Origin of the sequence: Acinetobacter sp. YH12138 (genome assembly GCF_015218525.1) — a bacterium.
GTDB lineage: Bacteria > Pseudomonadota > Gammaproteobacteria > Pseudomonadales > Moraxellaceae > Acinetobacter > Acinetobacter amyesii.
In genome coordinates, this window is the sequence record NZ_CP048670.1 from 3,155,231 (window position 1) to 3,172,896 (window position 17,666).

General features: G+C 41.2%; 14 protein-coding genes and 4 pseudogenes. 13 read left to right on the top strand and 5 right to left on the bottom strand.

The genetic code is table 11. The features are described 5' to 3' along the window. The first annotated feature begins 29 nt into the window (after positions 1-29). Both G0029_RS15370 and G0029_RS15375 read left to right on the top strand, forming a co-directional pair. Positions 30-734: an IS6-like element IS1006 family transposase gene (locus G0029_RS15370; RefSeq protein ID WP_168415421.1), complete on the top strand. Its 705-nt coding sequence runs from the start codon at positions 30-32 to the stop codon at positions 732-734. 52 nt (positions 735-786) lie between these two features. Continuing rightward, positions 787-966: pseudogene (locus G0029_RS15375) on the top strand (recombinase family protein); the annotation flags it as partial. A gap of 227 nt (positions 967-1,193) precedes the next feature. Here the strand turns inward: G0029_RS15375 and G0029_RS15380 are convergent. From G0029_RS15380 to G0029_RS15390, 3 genes are all read right to left on the bottom strand, one after another. After that, positions 1,194-2,648, bottom strand: a complete 1,455-nt coding sequence (locus G0029_RS15380) for a SulP family inorganic anion transporter (protein WP_180055195.1) — start codon at positions 2,646-2,648, stop codon at positions 1,194-1,196. 251 nt (positions 2,649-2,899) lie between these two features. Continuing rightward, complete coding sequence (locus G0029_RS15385) at positions 2,900-3,109, bottom strand: hypothetical protein (protein ID WP_005098942.1); 210 nt, start codon at positions 3,107-3,109, stop codon at positions 2,900-2,902. Between the two features lie 635 nt (positions 3,110-3,744). Beyond that, positions 3,745-4,059, bottom strand: coding sequence for a hypothetical protein (locus G0029_RS15390; RefSeq protein WP_095706048.1), 315 nt, complete (start codon positions 4,057-4,059; stop codon positions 3,745-3,747). 59 nt (positions 4,060-4,118) lie between these two features. On the opposite strand from G0029_RS15390, the pseudogene G0029_RS18510 reads away from it, so the two are divergent. The 4 genes and pseudogenes from G0029_RS18510 to G0029_RS15405 form a co-directional block, all read left to right on the top strand. Next, positions 4,119-4,238: pseudogene (locus G0029_RS18510) on the top strand (type II toxin-antitoxin system death-on-curing family toxin); the annotation flags it as partial. A gap of 161 nt (positions 4,239-4,399) precedes the next feature. Further along, complete coding sequence (locus G0029_RS15395) at positions 4,400-5,518, top strand: Fic family protein (RefSeq protein WP_180055193.1); 1,119 nt, start codon at positions 4,400-4,402, stop codon at positions 5,516-5,518. Between the two features lie 74 nt (positions 5,519-5,592). Next, positions 5,593-5,895, top strand: a complete 303-nt coding sequence (locus G0029_RS15400) for a hypothetical protein (RefSeq protein ID WP_127801937.1) — start codon at positions 5,593-5,595, stop codon at positions 5,893-5,895. 200 nt (positions 5,896-6,095) lie between these two features. Further along, positions 6,096-6,302 (top strand): annotated as a pseudogene (locus G0029_RS15405) (exodeoxyribonuclease VII large subunit); the annotation flags it as partial. 38 nt (positions 6,303-6,340) lie between these two features. Here the strand turns inward: G0029_RS15405 and G0029_RS15410 are convergent. Then, positions 6,341-6,697, bottom strand: a pseudogene (locus G0029_RS15410) (integrase core domain-containing protein); the annotation flags it as partial. Between the two features lie 762 nt (positions 6,698-7,459). Between G0029_RS15410 and G0029_RS15415 the strand changes: the two are divergent. From G0029_RS15415 to G0029_RS15440, 6 genes are all read left to right on the top strand, one after another. Next, on the top strand, positions 7,460-8,686 hold the full coding sequence (locus G0029_RS15415) for an SfnB family sulfur acquisition oxidoreductase (protein ID WP_218948122.1): 1,227 nt from the start codon (positions 7,460-7,462) through the stop codon (positions 8,684-8,686). Positions 8,687-8,697: 11 nt separating this feature from the next. After that, a complete protein-coding gene (locus tag G0029_RS15420; RefSeq protein ID WP_180107668.1) occupies positions 8,698-9,921 on the top strand; it encodes an SfnB family sulfur acquisition oxidoreductase in 1,224 nt (407 codons plus the stop codon). Next, the gene (locus G0029_RS15425; RefSeq protein WP_180107669.1) at positions 9,921-11,357 is read left to right on the top strand and encodes an LLM class flavin-dependent oxidoreductase; all 1,437 of its coding nucleotides are present in this window, start codon (positions 9,921-9,923) and stop codon (positions 11,355-11,357) included. Before G0029_RS15420 ends, G0029_RS15425 begins: the two co-directional genes overlap by 1 nt. A 64-nt stretch (positions 11,358-11,421) precedes the next feature. Next, positions 11,422-12,252 (top strand): MetQ/NlpA family ABC transporter substrate-binding protein, encoded by an 831-nt coding sequence (locus tag G0029_RS15430; protein WP_180024776.1) that lies wholly within the window; start codon positions 11,422-11,424, stop codon positions 12,250-12,252. A gap of 10 nt (positions 12,253-12,262) precedes the next feature. Continuing rightward, positions 12,263-13,333 carry a methionine ABC transporter ATP-binding protein gene (locus tag G0029_RS15435; RefSeq protein WP_180107670.1) on the top strand — a complete coding sequence of 357 codons (1,071 nt, stop codon included), beginning with the start codon at positions 12,263-12,265 and terminating at the stop codon, positions 13,331-13,333. After that, the gene (locus G0029_RS15440) at positions 13,314-13,973 is read left to right on the top strand and encodes a methionine ABC transporter permease (protein ID WP_180107671.1); all 660 of its coding nucleotides are present in this window, start codon (positions 13,314-13,316) and stop codon (positions 13,971-13,973) included. The genes G0029_RS15435 and G0029_RS15440 overlap by 20 nt, the downstream gene beginning before the upstream one ends. A 146-nt stretch (positions 13,974-14,119) precedes the next feature. On the opposite strand, the gene G0029_RS15445 is transcribed toward G0029_RS15440, so the two are convergent. Continuing rightward, the gene (locus G0029_RS15445; protein ID WP_180107672.1) at positions 14,120-15,820 is read right to left on the bottom strand and encodes an NAD-dependent malic enzyme; all 1,701 of its coding nucleotides are present in this window, start codon (positions 15,818-15,820) and stop codon (positions 14,120-14,122) included. A 400-nt stretch (positions 15,821-16,220) separates the two neighbouring features. On the opposite strand from G0029_RS15445, the gene mdh reads away from it, so the two are divergent. Next, positions 16,221-17,432 carry an iron-dependent methanol dehydrogenase gene (gene mdh / locus G0029_RS15450; protein ID WP_180107673.1) on the top strand — a complete coding sequence of 404 codons (1,212 nt, stop codon included), beginning with the start codon at positions 16,221-16,223 and terminating at the stop codon, positions 17,430-17,432. Positions 17,433-17,666: the final 234 nt, after the last annotated feature.

Sequence of the window (17,666 nt, forward strand, 5' to 3'; positions counted from 1 at the left end):
GAAGACTGTTTTAGCTAAAGGTGCAGCATATGAATCCTTTCCATGGTCGGCATTTTCAGGGCGAAATCATTCTTTGGGCTGTGCGCTGGTATTGTAAATATGGCATTAGCTATCGTGAACTGCAGGAAATGCTGGCCGAACGGGGTGTGAATGTTGATCACACGACTATTTACCGTTGGGTTCAACGTTATGCTCCTGAAATAGAAAAACGTTTACGCTGGTATTGGCGTAATCCTACAGATCTGAGCTCGTGGCATATTGATGAAACCTATGTAAAAGTGAATGGACGATGGTCTTATCTGTATCGTGCAGTCGATCAACGTGGCGATACCATTGATTTTTATCTTTCTTCTAGACGTAATACCAAATCAGCATATTGTTTTCTTGGAAAAATTTTAAATAATGTGAAGAAGTGGCAAATTCCACAAGTGATCAACACGGATAAAGTACCCACATATGGACGTGCTTTATCACGGTTAAAACGGGAAGGTAAATGTCCACCAGACCTTGAGCACAGGCAGATTAAGTATAAAAATAACGTGATTGAATGTGATCATGGCAAGCTAAAGCGGATCATCAGGGCCACATTAGGATTCAAATCTATGAAGACGGCTTATGCCACAATTAAAGGTATTGAAGTCATGCGTGCACTACGTAAAGGACAAGCATCGTCATTTTATTATGGTCAGCCTCAGGGTGAAGTGTGTCTAATCAACAGGGTTTTCGGTCTCTAAGTACTTTTTAAAGGGAACATCATCGACTCAAATCTCTATTTGCAACAGTGCCATAAAACTCGCCTCTGCTCAGGGGAAGTACAAAGGTCGGGTGCATAAACTAAAGCCTGACCAAGCTGAAGCTTTACGACAAGCATGGAAGGAGGGGAAGTATCCATCGAAAATGGCATTAGGGAAAGCTTTTGGGATTAGTCGTCAGGCGGTATACCGATATTTACAAGTTAGTGAATAGCTTATTGGGATTAGCAACTAAATTTAGTTTAACTTATAAAAATCATGAAACACTGTTCGAATTTTAAGCGTGGAACATGAATAATCAATAAAAAGCCGCTCTGGTGCCCTATATTCCAGAACGGCTTGCTTTAATATAATGATATTTAAAGAGAAATATCAAGCATTACGTATAAGGTGTATTATGTTAATTTTAGAGATTCTACATAAACGTAAAATCTCCTGCACTTAGATTCTGGCATGTGTTCCATACTTATCAATCATGATAGAGCTGGCTTCATTTAAGCCACGCACAGTGACATTCACATTATTCTTTTGGAATTTATTTACAACAGAATCAAGCATGGCGACTGATGTTACATCCCAAATGTGAGAATGGGTCAAATCAATAATCACATCCTTTACATCCTCTTTAAAGTCAAACCCTTGCATGAATTTTTCAGAAGAACTAAAGAAGATCTGACCTCTCAAATCATATAAACGGGCTGTTCCTTCAAAAGATGCTATTACTTGGATATCATTTTCAAGTTTATTCGCTAGGAACAAAGCTGAAAGTAATACGCCTGTTAACACACCCAAAGCCAGGTTATGCGTAGCAACAACTACAATCACAGTCGCAATCATGACGATATTACTGCTCTTAGGATTATCTTTTAACTGAGTGACAGAACTCCATTCAAAGGTACTGATAGAGACCATGATCATTACCGCTACCAATGCAGCCATTGGAATCACTTTGAGCCAATCGCTGATAAATACAACCAGAATAAGAAGAAAAATACCCGCAGAGAATGTTGATAAGCGTGTAAGACCACCCGATTTCACGTTAATCATGGATTGACCAATCATGGCACAACCGGCCATCCCCCCCATAAAGCCAGAAGCAATATTCGCGATACCTTGTCCTTTACATTCTTGGAATTTATCACTTGGTGTATCTGTCATTTCATCCACGATGGTTGCTGTCATCATCGATTCAAGTAAACCTACAGCCGCCAGTGCGACTGAATAAGGCAAAATAATCATCAATGTTTCAATATTCAAAGGAATATTTGGAATCAAGAACATTGGAAGTGTGTCAGGTAAAGACCCCATATCGCCCACGGTCCGTACATCAATTCCTAAAGCGATTGCCAATAATGTGATTGCAATGATGCAGACTAGTGGAGAAGGGAGTAATTTTCCTAATTTGGGAACCAGAGGGAAGAGATAAATAATCGCCAAACCTAAAGCAACTAGAGCATATACATGCCAGGTCACATTAATCAGTTCAGGCAACTGAGCCATAAAAATTAAGATCGCTAACGCATTTACGAATCCAATAACCACAGATTTAGATACGAACCGCATTAACTTGGCAAGCTTTAAATAGCCTGCCAATATTTGAATCACGCCTGTCAAAATTGTTGCTGCCAGCAGATATTCAAGCCCATGCTCTTTGACCAATGTGATCATAAGCAGTGCCATAGCCCCGGTGGCAGCTGAAATCATGGCAGGACGACCACCTACGAAAGAAATCACGACGGCAATACAAAAGGATGCATATAGACCGACTTTAGGATCTACACCTGCAATAATTGAAAATGCGATGGCTTCAGGGATGAGTGCAAGACCGACGACTAATCCGGCAAGTACATCCCCACGGATGTTAGAGAACCACTGTTCTCGGACATTAGATAACATAAACATAGCCTGTTTTTTAATTTTTCAGATAGGCTAGTGATGTGATATATACAACACACAAGCGACTACACCACATCACTAGACAGTGATGAGTTATTTACAGATTTAAGACGGTAAATAAACTTAAGGTGGCGTAAGTGTCATAAGATGAAGGAACTTTTTAGAGTAAAAAAAAATCAGGACAAGGGTAACAGCTAGGTACTTTTTTATAAAGCCTGGATGTTATATCCAAGCTTTGTTTAATCGGTATTTTATGAAGCTTTTAGCTCCCCAAGTAATTGACCTATTTCCAAACGTGTATAGCCACGTTCTTTAAAGATCAAAACAATAGCCTGTTTATAATCTTCAGAAATAGCCGTTTTATATTTATTAATTAATTGGATTTCGGAATTAAGCTCGAGGTCATTTTTTATCGTCAATACTTCCGTAGAGACTTTATTAAAAATCTTGAAATTAAACATACAGGCGCTCTTTATCAATATTGTAGCGGCCCGACTACAACAAACACCTGCCTCAGCTTAGCTAGACACCCTTGGGCGCAAGGATTACAAATTCAGCAGGATTCTGCAAGCTTTACCCAATTGAAAGCATTATTATTCATCTAAATACCCGGCCATTTAACATAATGGGCATTATTCGAAATTTATGGAAAATAGTATTATTTATCAATAATTTATGATATAAAAAATCGGGGGCGCAAACCCAAAAAGTCGATTTGGAAACAAGTCGGCTTTTTTCTATTCGATCCTGGCATCTTTCGCCAATCAATTTGTTTAAAAAATAGTCTTTTTTTGCGGTTTTTCCTGATTCTATCAGGTGTCCAGGGCAAAAATTATCCCCAATTTCTGCGGATAAAGCCGGGACAACTTTTAGCCAGATTTGTACGCCCTGGCGCACAAACATTTAGGGATTTTGCGGCTAGGGGATCTGTAGTTTTTTGCTTATGATGAAGTCATACAGGAACAGGAAGTTCCGAAACATACAACAATAATGATAAGTTCAAGCACCAGGACGTGAGGTAGAACAGCAGCCTACCTAGCAGCCAAACACGAAAAACCCCGATATGTCGGGGTTTTTTATTGTCTAACTATGGTAATTAGTTAGTGGTATCTAATTGGTTCTGATTGATAAATTCAATCAGCGTATTCTGAATAAATTCTTCTAACTCAATACCTTGCTCTTTAATTAAGTTTTCAGCCTTTGTAATCGTTTCGCTATCTAATTCAAATGAGATTTCTGCTGAAGTCGATATCAATAAATCATAGTTGTTTTCTACGATTTTTCTAAAGACTCCCTCTGGATTATTCTTTAAGGGCACGTTGAAGGACAGTCGAAGAGCGCTGTTAATAATTTCAACATGGGTATATCCAATATGTACTGTACTTTTTCCTACAAATCCTAAGTGTTTCATAATGATTTTTAAATGTAGTGATAGCAATATCATCATACCTGAAGTAAGGATCAGAAAATATTCAAGGTGTTTCAATTAAAGATGATACTGAGCTTGATGATCTTATGGTTGATATTGTGGAATCACAAGACGAACACGAAATTTTGGCTTTAAAAGTTTCAGATTTTCTGAAAATTTAAAATAACCACAAAGACACCAACAATTCGACGTTAAAATAAGTCGGCTGATGCAAATTCTGACAAATAGATGAGCTAATTAAACATTATATTCAGCTCATATTGTGAGCCGAATATATGCTATATTTAACTCATCTTGGAACGATTCGAGTTATAGATTGAAGATGCAGGAATGGATTTGGCAAACAGAAAACTGGACAAACTTCACATGGCAAGATGAAATCATCCTGCCTAAAACTAGACAAATACATCAAAAAATAGGAATTCTTCTTGGGCAAAGTCAGCATGATTTAGCGAAAGAACAATTTACTTTAGATACTCTACTTGCCAATCTAGTTGCTTCATCAGCGATTGAAAATGAAACTCTAAATGTTTTTTCATTGCGATCATCTCTAGCTCGACGTTTGGGCGTTACTCTTGAACAACCTTATCCAAGCTCAGACAGATCAGAAGGTCTAGCGAATATCATGCTCGATGCGCTTAACAATGTGAAGCAACCGCTCACAGTTGAACGCCTCATGCAATGGCATCGTTGGCTTTTCAATGACCCGGATTGGACAATGCAACGTTTACGCATTGGTCAACTCAGAGGCTCAGAACCTATGCAGGTCGTTTCAGGTCGATTGGATTATCCTACGGTACATTTTGAAGCTCCTCCTAGAGAGGGGCTAGAAAGTCGCTTAAATGCCTTTATCGAGTGGTTTAACCATAGTCTGACCGATTCCTTGCTTGACCCCCTTTTACGCGCAGGCATTACTCATTTATGGTTTGTGACGCTACATCCTTTTGATGATGGTAATGGTCGTATTACACGTACACTGACAGATCTTGCCCTGGCTCAAATGGATGAACAGAGCATTCGTTTGTATGCCATATCTCCTGCGATATTAAACAAACGCAAAAGTTACTATGACATCTTGGAGCAAACCCAAAAAAATGATTCCAGTATCACAGATTGGCTGGTCTGGTTTTTAGATACCTTGAATGACAGCCTTGAAACAACCTTAAAGCGGATCAATCGAACTTTATTTAAAAGTCAGTTTTGGCATAAATATTCTAGTTTAGACCTGCATGAAGGGCAACGAAAGGTTTTAAACCGTTTATTGGATGGCGGGGAAAATGGCTTTGAACATGGCATTAGTGCCTCACAATATCAAAAGGTTGCTAAAGTCAGTAAGGCAACAGCTACCCGCCACTTATCTGACTTGCTTGAAAAAGCATGTATAGTCAAATTAGAAGGTGGTGGACGTAACACACGTTATCAAATCAATACTCAATTATAGAAAGACAAAGAGATTAACTATGATGAATTACTTTGCACAGGATCCCTTCTAGGTAATGTTACCTAGGAGGAATCATGAAAAAACTGAAATATCAGTACCAACAGTCTATCAAAGCACATCCTCATGATTATTTTTGGAAAAAATATCCTAATCTGAGAAGTGTTTATTTTAAAAAGTTCAGTACGCAACAAGAAAGAAGTTTTTATTTCATGCATTGCATTGAATATAAAGACTATCCGCTCAAAATACGTGTTGCCCGTGGTAGTGGTTTGCCCTATGTTTGGGATGATTTCCCGACTTATGTCTATAAATTTTCCAAAAGTTGGAAGCACAATTCCAAACGGAAAAACCAGTACTATAAAGAACATGCGAAATGAGAGCACTTGATAAGCTTACTGGATAAAAATTGAAGTCTGACCCGTTTATCCTCAGCGCAAAATAGTCAAATCTTGATGAGAGGCTTTCAGCACATTGTGGACATACATGGCAATGCTCCAGATTTTCCAAACAATTCTATGCTTTGAAATGAAAGCTGTTATTTTGTAGGATCAAATGACCGCATTCCGTATTTTCTTTCATGTCAGAAACCCAACTCAGTCTCAGTGAATACCTGACCACCGTACAGGAAGTCATCCAGCTGACTTTCGATGAAGCGGTATGGGTCAAAGCCGAGATCCGTAATCTCAGCATCAAAGGCGGGCATTACTATCTGGAACTGGCAGAGAAAGATGAAGACAGCCATAAAGTGATTGCCAGCTGTAAAGGCACCCTGTGGAAATTCACTGAACCGTACCGGGTTTGTCGGAGACTTTTTTATTTAAGTTAGGCCACCTGACCTAACGGGTTAATCTTATCATAGTACATTGCTTCAAACTCAAAAGGCGATACATAACCCAGTGCACTGTGTACACGCTTTTTATTGAACCAATCTACCCAGTTTAGTGTCGCAAGTTGTACATCTGCTAAACCTTGCCAATCTGCTTTTAGATATTCAATCACCTCTGTTTTGTATAAGCCATTCACCGTTTCAGCCAGAGCATTATCGTATGAATCACCAGTTGTACCGACTGATGCTCGTAAATTTGCTGCTTCTAAACGATTGGTATATCGAATGGAAAGATATTGCACACCTCTGTCGGAATGATGAATCACATTCTTTGGCATGCCTCGATCATGAACCGTACCTGGTTTGTGGAAGACTTTTATTTAATGATGTTACGTAGTAAGTGCATGTTGAGCATCTTCGCTACTACATGTTGTAGTCTATTTATAAATTATTAACAACATTATATTAAACAATATAATGTTATTATTTCTCATGAAAATCAGCATCAAAACATAGGTAGCTTTTAAAAACTAAAATGTATAGAATAAAGTGACCAAAATGACATTAAATGATATAAATTGATCGAAATTTTACCACACAAAAAATAAAACAAAACAAATAAAATCATATACTTACTATTAACGCCATTTAATGTAATAAATCTCGGTGACCTTGCCAAGGTTGGGGTCGGGAGTTCGAGTCTCCTTTCCCGCTCCAAATTCAAAAAGCCCTCATCGAAAGATGGGGGCTTTTTTATTGCAGATTGAAAAACATTTGAATCAATTTATAGCCCTTTTTTAATCTTTGCATAGCTCTATGATATTGAGCATCTATTGGAGTTCAAGCTGATTGATCACCATTAATAAAAAGTATTAAAAAAACAGCTAAGCCCCTGTCTTAGATATATTATTTTTAAAGTTGAATATCTACAAAGTTGCTAACACCAGATTTTCATCATCAATCCTCTTGTTGTTTTTCCTACATCTATTGTTTTAAATCAAACACTTATTTTATCAAATTTGCATATTTTTTATGCAGATTAAATGCTAAACAGACATTTTGCTAAGTTAAGAATAATCCATCATTTAAAGAATCACGGATTTACGAGTAGCGTTTTGATATCTATTAAAGGTGTCATTATGTCTCATTTAATCTCTGAAAATATTCATGTTATTGAAAATGACTTAGAAGCAATCCATGCAGCGTATCACGTTGCCGATTTTGCTTTGGAAGGTCGAAATGAACGTGATCAGAACCGCCTACTCCCATTTGCAGAAATCGACTTATTCAGTCAAAAAGGTTTAGGTGGCATTCGTATTCCCAAAAAATTTGGCGGTGCCTACGTGTCCAACAAGGCACTGGCGCAGGTTTTTCGCATTATCAATAAAGCAGATTCTAGCGTGGGCCAAATTCCACAAAACCAAATTGCCTTGCTGTATATGATTGACCTCATGGGAACGGATGAGCAAAAAGCCTTTATTTTTAATGAAATTTTACAGGGAAAACGTTTAGCTAATGGTGGGCCAGAGCGCAACACCAAAGACACTAAAACCTTAAACACAACGCTGCGCATTGAAAATGGAAAGTATGTTGTTAATGGTGAAAAGTTCTATTCAACCGGCAGTAGTTTTGCAGATTGGTTGGCGATTAAAGCCGTTCACCCTGAAGGTCATGTTGTCCTGACCATCATTGATCGACACGCTACAGGCGTAGAAGTGATTGATAACTGGAATGGTTTTGGTCAGCGTACAACGTCTAGTGGCACCGTCAAACTAAACCATGTGGCAGTAGACCCCCTATTAATTTTTGATGAACGTAAGCTTTCTGCAAGGCCAACGTATCGCGGCGCCTTTTCACAATTGATGCAAGTCGCGATCGATGTCGGGATTGCAGAAGCTGCCTTTGCAGACACCCTTTCTGCGGTACAAAAAGCCCGTCCGATTGTGGATGCACAAGTTGAGAAAGCCAGTTTTGAGCCCTACACCCTACAAGAAATGGGGAAATCTGCAGTTTTATTGGATGCTGCGATTTTACTTTTAGATGAAGCCGCAGATTACCTCGATGAATTAGATCAGCTTGATCAGGTGAGTGAACAACAAGCCGCTCTAGCTTCGATTCGTGTCGCTGAAGCTAAAATCTATGCCAATGATGCAGCCTTACAGATCTCTGAAAAACTCCTTGAATTAGGCGGCAGCCGTGCAAGTTTGAGTGCCCATAACCTTGATCAACACTGGCGCAATGCCAGAGTACACACCTTACATGATCCTGTGCGCTGGAAGCTGCATACCTTAGGCGACTATTACTTAAATCATAAATTACCTGCACGCCATGCGTGGATTTAAGGAGAATTCTGATGACCTCATTTCCAAATATTAATTCGCTACAGGCCGCATCAACAACACCTGCGCATATTATTCAGTCCGATGCAGAAGCACTTGAAATTGCAAAACAATTAGCCGAACAATTTAGAAAAAATGCCGTGCAACGTGATGCCGAACGCATACTGCCGTTTGATGAAATCGAGGCCTATAGTCAATCTGGTCTCTGGGCAATCACGGTTCCCAAGGCATTTGGCGGTGCCGAAGTTTCAAGTTATACCGTGGCGCAAGTGATTGCGCTTATGAGTGGTGTAGATGGCTCAATTGGGCAAATTCCACAAAACCATTTTTATGCACTAGAAGTATTACGTAACACCGGCACAACTGAACAAAAGCAAAAGCTTTATGCCGAAGTACTTGCTGGCGCTCGTTTTGGCAATGCCTTAGCCGAGTTTAAAACCAAAACCGCTGCGCAAAAACAAACGTCGATTCGCCCTCATGACAATGGTTTTGTGGTGAATGGTGAAAAGTTTTATTGCACCGGCAGTTTATTTGCACATCGTATTCCCACATTGGTAAAAGACCAAGATGGTCGTGAATATTTAGCCTTTATTGCACGTGAAAGTACAGGTTTAGAGCTGAGCGATGATTGGACAGGGTTTGGACAGCGCACCACGGGTAGCGGCTCTGTAAAATTTCACCAAGTTGCAGTTCCTGCCATAGATGTCATTCCCTTTGATCGGGCATTTACGGAGCCGACATTGGTTGGGCCATTTGCGCAAATTATGCATGCTGCGATTGAAGTCGGTATAGCCCGCGCAGCCTTTGAAGAAAGTTTGAGCCGCGTACACCAAGCTCGACCATGGATTGATTCAGGTCTTGATCTTGCAAGCGAAGATCCTTTAACCAAATATGAACTCGGTCGCATTGCCGCAGATGTTCGCGCCAGTGAGGTCTTGCTGAAACAAGCTGCTCGCTCCATCGATGCTGCTCGCCCACAGCCCAATGCCGAAAACATCGCAAAAGCTTCTCTAGATGTCGCGAAAGTGCGTGCGCATAGTACTGAAACTGCACTGAAAGCGGCTTCAAAATTGATTGAGCTTGCAGGCAGCCGTGGCAGTCAGCGTGAAGATGGCCTAGATCGATTTTGGCGGAATGCACGTGTCCACACCTTGCATGATGCAGGGCGTTGGAAATATTTTTTCATTGCCAATTACCTCCTGAATGGCGTATTGCCCCCACGTCGAGGGACCTTGTAATGAGCCAAATTACGACGGCAGATACCCGATTACATACAGCCAAGAAAATTTTACTGAATGCCTTCGACATGAACTGTGTAGGGCATATCAATCATGGCTTATGGACTCATCCACGCGATGAGTCACACCGCTTTAACGAACTGAGCTATTGGACGGATCTTGCCAAAACCTTGGAGCAAGGGCTGTTTGACGGGCTATTTATTGCGGATATCACCGGGGTCTATGATGTTTATGAAGACAATATCGATCTCACACTTAAAGAGTCGATCCAACTGCCGAGCCATGACCCCAGCACCCTGATTTCTGCAATGGCTGCGGTCACTGAAAACTTAGGTTTTGGTGTAACAGTCAATTTGAGCTATGAAACGCCTTATCAATTTGCACGTCGATTTGCCAGCCTAGACCACCTGACCCAAGGTCGAATCGGCTGGAATATCGTGACTGGATATTTAGATAGTGCAGAACGCCTCATTGGGCAAAAAGGCCTGAAAGATCATGACCTACGCTATGAACAAGCTGAAGAGTTTTTGCAGCTTTGCTATAAGTTTTGGGAAGGCTCTTGGGAAAATGATGCGGTTCAAAAAGATAAAGCAAATCGCATCTTTAGTGACCCCAAAAAAGTACATGCCATTCAACACCAAGGGAAGTTCTATCAAAGCCAAGGGGTATTTCAAGTTTCTCCATCGATTCAGCGCACCCCTGTGTTGTATCAGGCCGGTGCTTCACCACGTGGTTTAGCTTTTGCTACGCAACATGCAGAAGGCATGTTTATCGGTGCAGACAGCGCAGAAAAAGTTAAAAATCAAGTACAAAAAATTCGCAGCCAAACTGCAGCGCAAGGTCGTGACCCACAAGCTGTGAAACTCTTTGTAGGCATTACGGTAGTGACTGCAGAGACCGATGAACTCGCCCAAGAGAAATTGGCTGAATACATTCGCTATGCCAACCCTGAAGCGGGACTAGCACACTTTTCCAGCTCGATTGGGATGAACCTCGCCAACTTTGCAGAAGATGAAGCCATTCCATATCAGCAGACCAATAGCATCGCATCGGTCAATCAAAAATTTAAAGAGCAAAAAATTACGCGCCAAGATTTGCGTGCTCAGCACGTTCTAGGTGGGCGTTATCCGCTCTTTGTTGGGAGTGGTGCCAACGTTGCAGAACAGTTGATTGATTATTTGGATGAAACTGGCATCGATGGATTTAATCTGACTCGCACCGTTGCACCTGAGTCACATCAAGATTTTATCCGTTTGGTTATTCCTGAATTACAGCAACGTGGTCGCTATAAAACTGCGTATGACACCGGTAGTCTACGGCAAAAACTGTTTCAACAAGGTGACCATTTAGCAATGACACATCCTGCTCATCGCTACCGATGTCCCACTTCCGAAACATCTTCTCAGACAACCCTTAAAAACGTTGAAACAGCATAAGCTACATTTATAAAACAACATGTTAGACAAAAAATTTAATTATTTGGAAATATAGAGGTGTGCCATGGCACAAACAGCAAAATCTAAATTCACACTGATTGGTGTAATCGTGGCCATATTGGTGATTGGCTTAGTTATTTGGAATCAACAAAAGAAAAGTCATCAAAGTGAATTGGTGATTGGGATTAGCCCATCTTTTGCTAAACCCTTACAAGTCGCCGCAGATGAAGCCAAGCAGCAAGGACTGAACGTGAAATTGGTGGAATTTTCGGACTGGAATACCCCAAATATCACCTTAAATCATGGTGATATTGATGCAAACTTTTTTCAACATCAGCCGTTTTTAGACAATGCAAAAAAAGAAACGGATTTTAAAATTAAAGCCTTTGATGTCGGTGCTGCTACCCATGTCGGACTGTATTCAAAAAAGTATAAAAACTTTGCTGATTTACCCCATAAAGCCAAAGTGGTGGTTCCAAATGATCCGGTCAATCAGGGCCGTGCCTTACAACTGCTACAGCAAGCCAAGCTCATTGAACTGAAACAACCAGATAACTTTTTATCGACTTTAAATGACATTGCAGCTAATCCTAAACAGCTTCAATTTATTGAGGTGGAAGGCCCTCAAACGGCACGTGCAATTGATGATGTCGATCTGGCTTTTGGCTATCCACATTATTTACGTTTAGCAAAAACTGCCGATCCTGAAAATGCATTGTTATTTGACTCCAATACTGACAAGCGTTTTGCCATCTTATTTGCCGTACGTGATGACTATGTCGATCGTGATGATAAACTGCGTAAATTTGTCGATATTTATCAAAACTCACCTAAAGTTAAACAGGCATTGGACGCAGATTTTGGTGCAAAACTTTGGTTCCCTGGTTGGAAATAAGGAGTCGCTCATGGTGAGTTTCGGTTCATCGGTTGAATTTGCCGTCCCCCATATCCAAATCAAAAATTTAAATAAATTTTATGATGTGCAAGGACAGCAGGTTCATGCCTTAAAAGATATCAATCTGAATATTCCACAAGGCAAAATATTCGGCATTATTGGGAAAAGTGGCGCGGGTAAATCTTCGCTGATTCGAACGCTGAATGGCTTAGAACAAATCAGTGATGGCAGTATTCACATCCATCAACAGGAATTATCAAGCTTAAATCACGCAGAGTTGATTGCCCTGCGTCAGCGTATTGGGATGATTTTTCAGCATTTTAATTTGATGTCTGCCAAAACCGTGTATGACAATATCGCGCTGCCCCTTAAAATCGCCAATTTCAGTCAAGCCGATATCGCTCAGCGAGTGAATGAAGTGCTGAAGTTGGTAGGTCTTGAAAATAAAGCAGAACACTACCCTTCTCAGCTTTCCGGTGGGCAAAAACAACGTGTCGGGATTGCACGAGCGTTAGTTCATCATCCAGAAATTTTACTCTGTGATGAAGCGACTTCTGCACTCGATCCAGAAAGTACCTCTGTTGTGCTGTCTTTGCTTAAAGAAATTAATCAAAAGCTCGGTATTACCATTGTGTTGATTACCCATGAAATGCAGGTCATTCGCGAGATTTGCGATCAGGTTGTAGTGATCGATCAAGGCGAAATTGTAGAAGCAGGACAGGTTTGGAAAGTGTTTTCTACGCCTCAACAGCAGATCACACAAGAGTTACTCAACCTTGAACAACTTGATTTACCAAGCGACATTCAGCCACAACCGTCAGATTCAAATGATCAAATCATTTTAAAATTACGATATGAATCGACACTACAACAGTCGCCTGACTTAAAGTTTATTTTTGATCAATTTCAGGCGCCAGTACATCTGTATCAAAGTCATATCGATAGTATTCAAGGGCATTTAATTGGCTCGTTGATTGTTGCTGTAGACCACAGCCATTTAGAGATCAACGCCTTATCTGAACAACTTAAACACCATATCGCACAGATTGAGGTACTCGGCTATGCACGACCAACTCATTGATTTACTGATTAGTGGAACCATTGATACTTTACTGATGGTCGGCGTTTCAGCCTTTGTGGCCTTTCTGATCGGCCTGCCTTTAGCGGTCGTATTGGTGTGTAGTGCTGAACACGGGATTTATCCTTCAAAAAGCCTAAACCACACCCTAGGTTGGCTGGTCAATATTACCCGTTCGGTGCCTTTTCTGATTTTAATGGTGGCGCTCATTCCGCTCACGCGCTTTATCGTGGGCACCAGTTATGGCGTTTGGGCTGCCGTCGTGCCTTTAACCCTTGCGGCCACGCCTTTTTTTGCACGCATTGCAGAAGTGAGTTTACGTGAAGTCGATCAAGGTCTGATTGAGGCCGCTCAAGCCATCGGCTGTAATCGCAAACAAATCATTTGCCATGTGCTGCTCCCTGAAGCGCTTCCTGGCATCGTCGCGGGCTTTACTGTGACTTTGGTGACCATGATTAATTCTTCTGCCATTGCAGGAGCGATCGGTGCAGGTGGTTTGGGGGATATTGCTTATCGGTACGGTTATCAACGCTTTGATATGCAAATCATGCTGGCAGTGATAGTGGTCTTGGTCGCGATCGTGATGCTGGTTCAAGCCTGTGGAGATCACATTTCCAACCAATTGGATAAACGCAAAATTTAAAGATTTAAAGCGCCCCCGCTCGATAATTTTTCGTATTTCTTTAAAAAAATATGCCTCTATACATAAAAAAATACCCTAATCTGGATTAGGGTATTTTTCGATTAGATGCAAAATCGATTCTGTTCAATCAGCATCTTTAGACCAAATTAATAAGTCACACGGACATAATCACGATATTCAGGTTTCCAGAAATTCTCTTCAATGGCCTGTTCTAGTACTTCAATGCTGACATTTGGCGCAACACCATCAGCAATCGCAGCTAATGCCACTTTCAATGCGATTTTCTTCGAAATATCCTGTAAATAATCCAAACTTGGCAATAAATCGGCATTTGGATCTACCAATTTTGGTGAACAGTCTGCCAACGCCGTACTCGATGCCATCAGCATATTTTCAGTCACACGTTTCGCCCCAGATGCAATCACACCGAGACCAATCCCCGGGAAAATATAGGAGTTATTACACTGTGAAATCTGATGAATCATGCCATGATAATTCACTGGTGCAAATGGACTGCCAGTCGCAATCAGGGCCTTACCTTTGGTCCACTCTATAATATCTGCAGGCACCGCTTCGACACGCGATGTTGGATTAGACAGTGGCAACACAATAGGCTGTTCACAATTCGCAGCCATCGTTTCAATGACCTCTTGGCTAAACAGTCCCGGTTGTCCCGAAACGCCAATCAATACAGTCGGTTTAGCATGTGTAACTACATCCAATAGCGAAATGACTGAATCTGCATTTGCCCAATGAGCAACGTTATCCGGTGCTTGCGCAAGTTTGCGTTGGAAATCTAAAAGATTCGGCTGATTTTCAGTAATTAAACCAAAGCGATCGACCATAAACACCCGCGCACGCGCTTGAGCATCGGTTAAACCTTCCGCCACCATTTGCTTGATAATCTGCTCTGCAATCCCGCAACCTGCTGAACCTGCCCCTAAGAATGTGACGATTTGATCTTTGAGCTGCTTGCCTGCTGCACGTGATGCCGCAATTAAACTTCCGACAGACACCGCTGCTGTTCCTTGAATATCATCATTAAAGCAGCAAATTTTATCGCGATATTTTTCCAATAAAGGCATCGCATTTTTTTGTGCAAAGTCTTCAAATTGAATCAGCGCTTTTGGCCAACGTTGTTGAATGGCTTTAATCACGTCATCGACAAATTGATAATATTCTTCACCGCTGATACGAGGCTGACTCCATCCCATATAAATCGGGTCATTCAACAGCTGTTGGTTATTGGTTCCGACATCTAAAGTAATCGGCAATGTATAAGCTGGACTGATCCCACCACATGCGGTGTAGAGCGACAACTTACCAATTGGAATCCCCATCCCGCCAATGCCTTGATCACCAAGGCCAAGAATACGTTCACCGTCCGTAATCACGATCACTTTCACGTTCTTTTTATTCACGTTATGAATAATTTGGTCAATATGATCACGGTCAGGATATGAAATAAAGATACCACGATGACGACGATAAATGTCCGAGAAGCGCTGACAAGCTTCACCCACTGTTGGTGTATAGATGATCGGCATCATCTCACTGAGGTGGTTTTCAATTAAGTGATAGAACAGCGTCTCGTTGGTGTCTTGAATATTACGCAGGTAGATATGCTTATTGATATCACTATTAAATGCACAATATTGCTGATAAGAACGCTGACTTTGCTCTTCAATACTTTCCGTGACGTGTGGAATTAAACCGTGCAAATTAAAGCTCTTACGTTCATCTTCATTAAACGCAGAGCCTTTATTTAAAAGTGGGAGTTCTAAAAGTGTATTTCCGGCATAAGGAATATATAAAGGACGTTTCGTTTTCAAATTTTCACTAGGCATTATTTAACTCGTTTAATTAATCTTTTGTTTCGCACTGCAAAAAGCGAAATGCACAAAAGTGACTATCTCGTTATTTGTTATAGCCTATCCTGATTCGAGCGCTTTGGGGCATTTAGTAAATTGATAGTAGTTTTAGTTAGATTTTATAATCTGATAACTCGATCATACATCTAGTCACAGCAACGCCTATTTTGGCTTAAATGTATACGACTTTTAGCGAATCTCAGAAAATAGCAAAAATAATTAATGATTAAATTTCAATCAATTAAATAAGTTCAATACAAAGCCCTAAATTTGGTAGGTCTTTGGTAGGTGTGAATTTAAAACATCCCTCGCAATACTCAGTTTAGGTGAGTATCACCCATAACAAATGACAATGAATGGTAGAAGGAATCGCACCATGGCTTTTAAAAATATTGCAGATCAAACAAACGGTTTTTACATCCCTTGTGTTTCACTTTTTGGCCCCGGCTGTGCTAAAGAAATTGGTGCAAAGGCGCAAAATCTTGGCGCAAAGAAAGCGCTTATCGTGACCGATGCCGGTCTATACAAATTTGGTGTGGCAGACACCATTGCCGCATATTTAACTGAAGCTGGCGTAGAAAGTCATATATTCCCGGGCGCAGAACCCAACCCAACTGACACCAACGTACATAGCGGTGTAGATGCCTACAATGACAATGGCTGTGACTTTATTGTCTCTCTCGGCGGCGGCTCTTCTCATGACTGTGCCAAAGGCATTGGCTTAGTGACTGCGGGTGGTGGCCATATTCGTGACTATGAAGGTATTGATAAAAGTACAGTCCCAATGACTCCACTCATTGCGATTAATACCACCGCAGGTACGGCATCAGAAATGACCCGTTTCTGTATTATTACCAATACTGACACCCACGTTAAAATGGCAATTGTCGATTGGCGTTGTACCCCACTTATCGCTATTGATGACCCGAAACTGATGATTGCGAAACCTGCAGCGCTCACTGCAGCAACCGGTATGGATGCATTAACACATGCGGTCGAAGCTTATGTTTCTACAGCAGCCAATCCTATTACCGATGCTTGTGCTGAAAAAGCCATTTCAATGATCAGTGAATGGCTCAGCCCTGCCGTCGCCAATGGCGAAAACCTAGAAGCTCGTGATGCGATGAGCTATGCACAGTACTTAGCAGGGATGGCATTTAACAATGCCTCTTTAGGTTATGTCCACGCGATGGCGCACCAACTCGGCGGCTTCTACAACTTGCCACATGGCGTATGTAATGCCGTGCTGCTACCACACGTTTGCGAATTTAACCTGATTGCCTGCCCTGACCGCTATGCACGTATCGCACAGCTCATGGGTGTGCCAACCGATGGTTTAACGGTGACTGAAGCGGCTTATGCAGCGATTGCAGCAATCCGTGAACTGTCTGCTTCGATTGGCATTCCATCGAGCCTTTCTGAACTCGGTGTGAAAGAACAAGACCTCAGCATCATGTCTGAAAATGCGCAAAAAGATGCCTGTATGCTCACCAACCCACGTAAAGCGACTCATGCTCAAGTGGTTGATATTTTCAAGGCAGCGCTTAAAGCCAATACCTCTGTGGTCGACTTCAAAGCGGCCGTTTAAGTTAAGCCCTTAAAGGTCTTCATGTTTAAGTGACCTAAGTGCCTACATTATCCTTTGAGTCTGGTGATGTAGGCTCAACTGAATCCATTTCACCTTTTATTTCAGGAAAGCGACTATAGATTGGTCGCTTTCATACTGAGGTCACTCTTTTTTAGTCCGTAAAAAAGCATCGATTATTCATTTGACAAAAGCTTATGGCTCATCAAGGATAAAGCATAATGTCCAATAATATTG

What these genes read in the sequence shown, in the direction of transcription:
- G0029_RS15380 (WP_180055195.1), bottom strand. Translation starts at nt 2,648, where the DNA reads ATGTTATCTAATGTCCGAGAACAGTGGTTCTCTAACATCCGTGGGGAT.
- G0029_RS15385 (WP_005098942.1), bottom strand. Translation starts at nt 3,109, where the DNA reads ATGTTTAATTTCAAGATTTTTAATAAAGTCTCTACGGAAGTATTGACG.
- G0029_RS15400 (WP_127801937.1), top strand. Translation starts at nt 5,593, where the DNA reads ATGAAAAAACTGAAATATCAGTACCAACAGTCTATCAAAGCACATCCT.
- G0029_RS15435 (WP_180107670.1), top strand. Translation starts at nt 12,263, where the DNA reads ATGGTGAGTTTCGGTTCATCGGTTGAATTTGCCGTCCCCCATATCCAA.
- mdh (WP_180107673.1), top strand. Translation starts at nt 16,221, where the DNA reads ATGGCTTTTAAAAATATTGCAGATCAAACAAACGGTTTTTACATCCCT.
- G0029_RS15420 (WP_180107668.1), top strand. Translation starts at nt 8,698, where the DNA reads ATGACCTCATTTCCAAATATTAATTCGCTACAGGCCGCATCAACAACA.
- G0029_RS15370 (WP_168415421.1), top strand. Translation starts at nt 30, where the DNA reads ATGAATCCTTTCCATGGTCGGCATTTTCAGGGCGAAATCATTCTTTGG.
- G0029_RS15430 (WP_180024776.1), top strand. Translation starts at nt 11,422, where the DNA reads ATGGCACAAACAGCAAAATCTAAATTCACACTGATTGGTGTAATCGTG.
- G0029_RS15445 (WP_180107672.1), bottom strand. Translation starts at nt 15,820, where the DNA reads ATGCCTAGTGAAAATTTGAAAACGAAACGTCCTTTATATATTCCTTAT.
- G0029_RS15395 (WP_180055193.1), top strand. Translation starts at nt 4,400, where the DNA reads ATGCAGGAATGGATTTGGCAAACAGAAAACTGGACAAACTTCACATGG.
- G0029_RS15390 (WP_095706048.1), bottom strand. Translation starts at nt 4,059, where the DNA reads ATGAAACACTTAGGATTTGTAGGAAAAAGTACAGTACATATTGGATAT.
- G0029_RS15425 (WP_180107669.1), top strand. Translation starts at nt 9,921, where the DNA reads ATGAGCCAAATTACGACGGCAGATACCCGATTACATACAGCCAAGAAA.
- G0029_RS15440 (WP_180107671.1), top strand. Translation starts at nt 13,314, where the DNA reads ATGCACGACCAACTCATTGATTTACTGATTAGTGGAACCATTGATACT.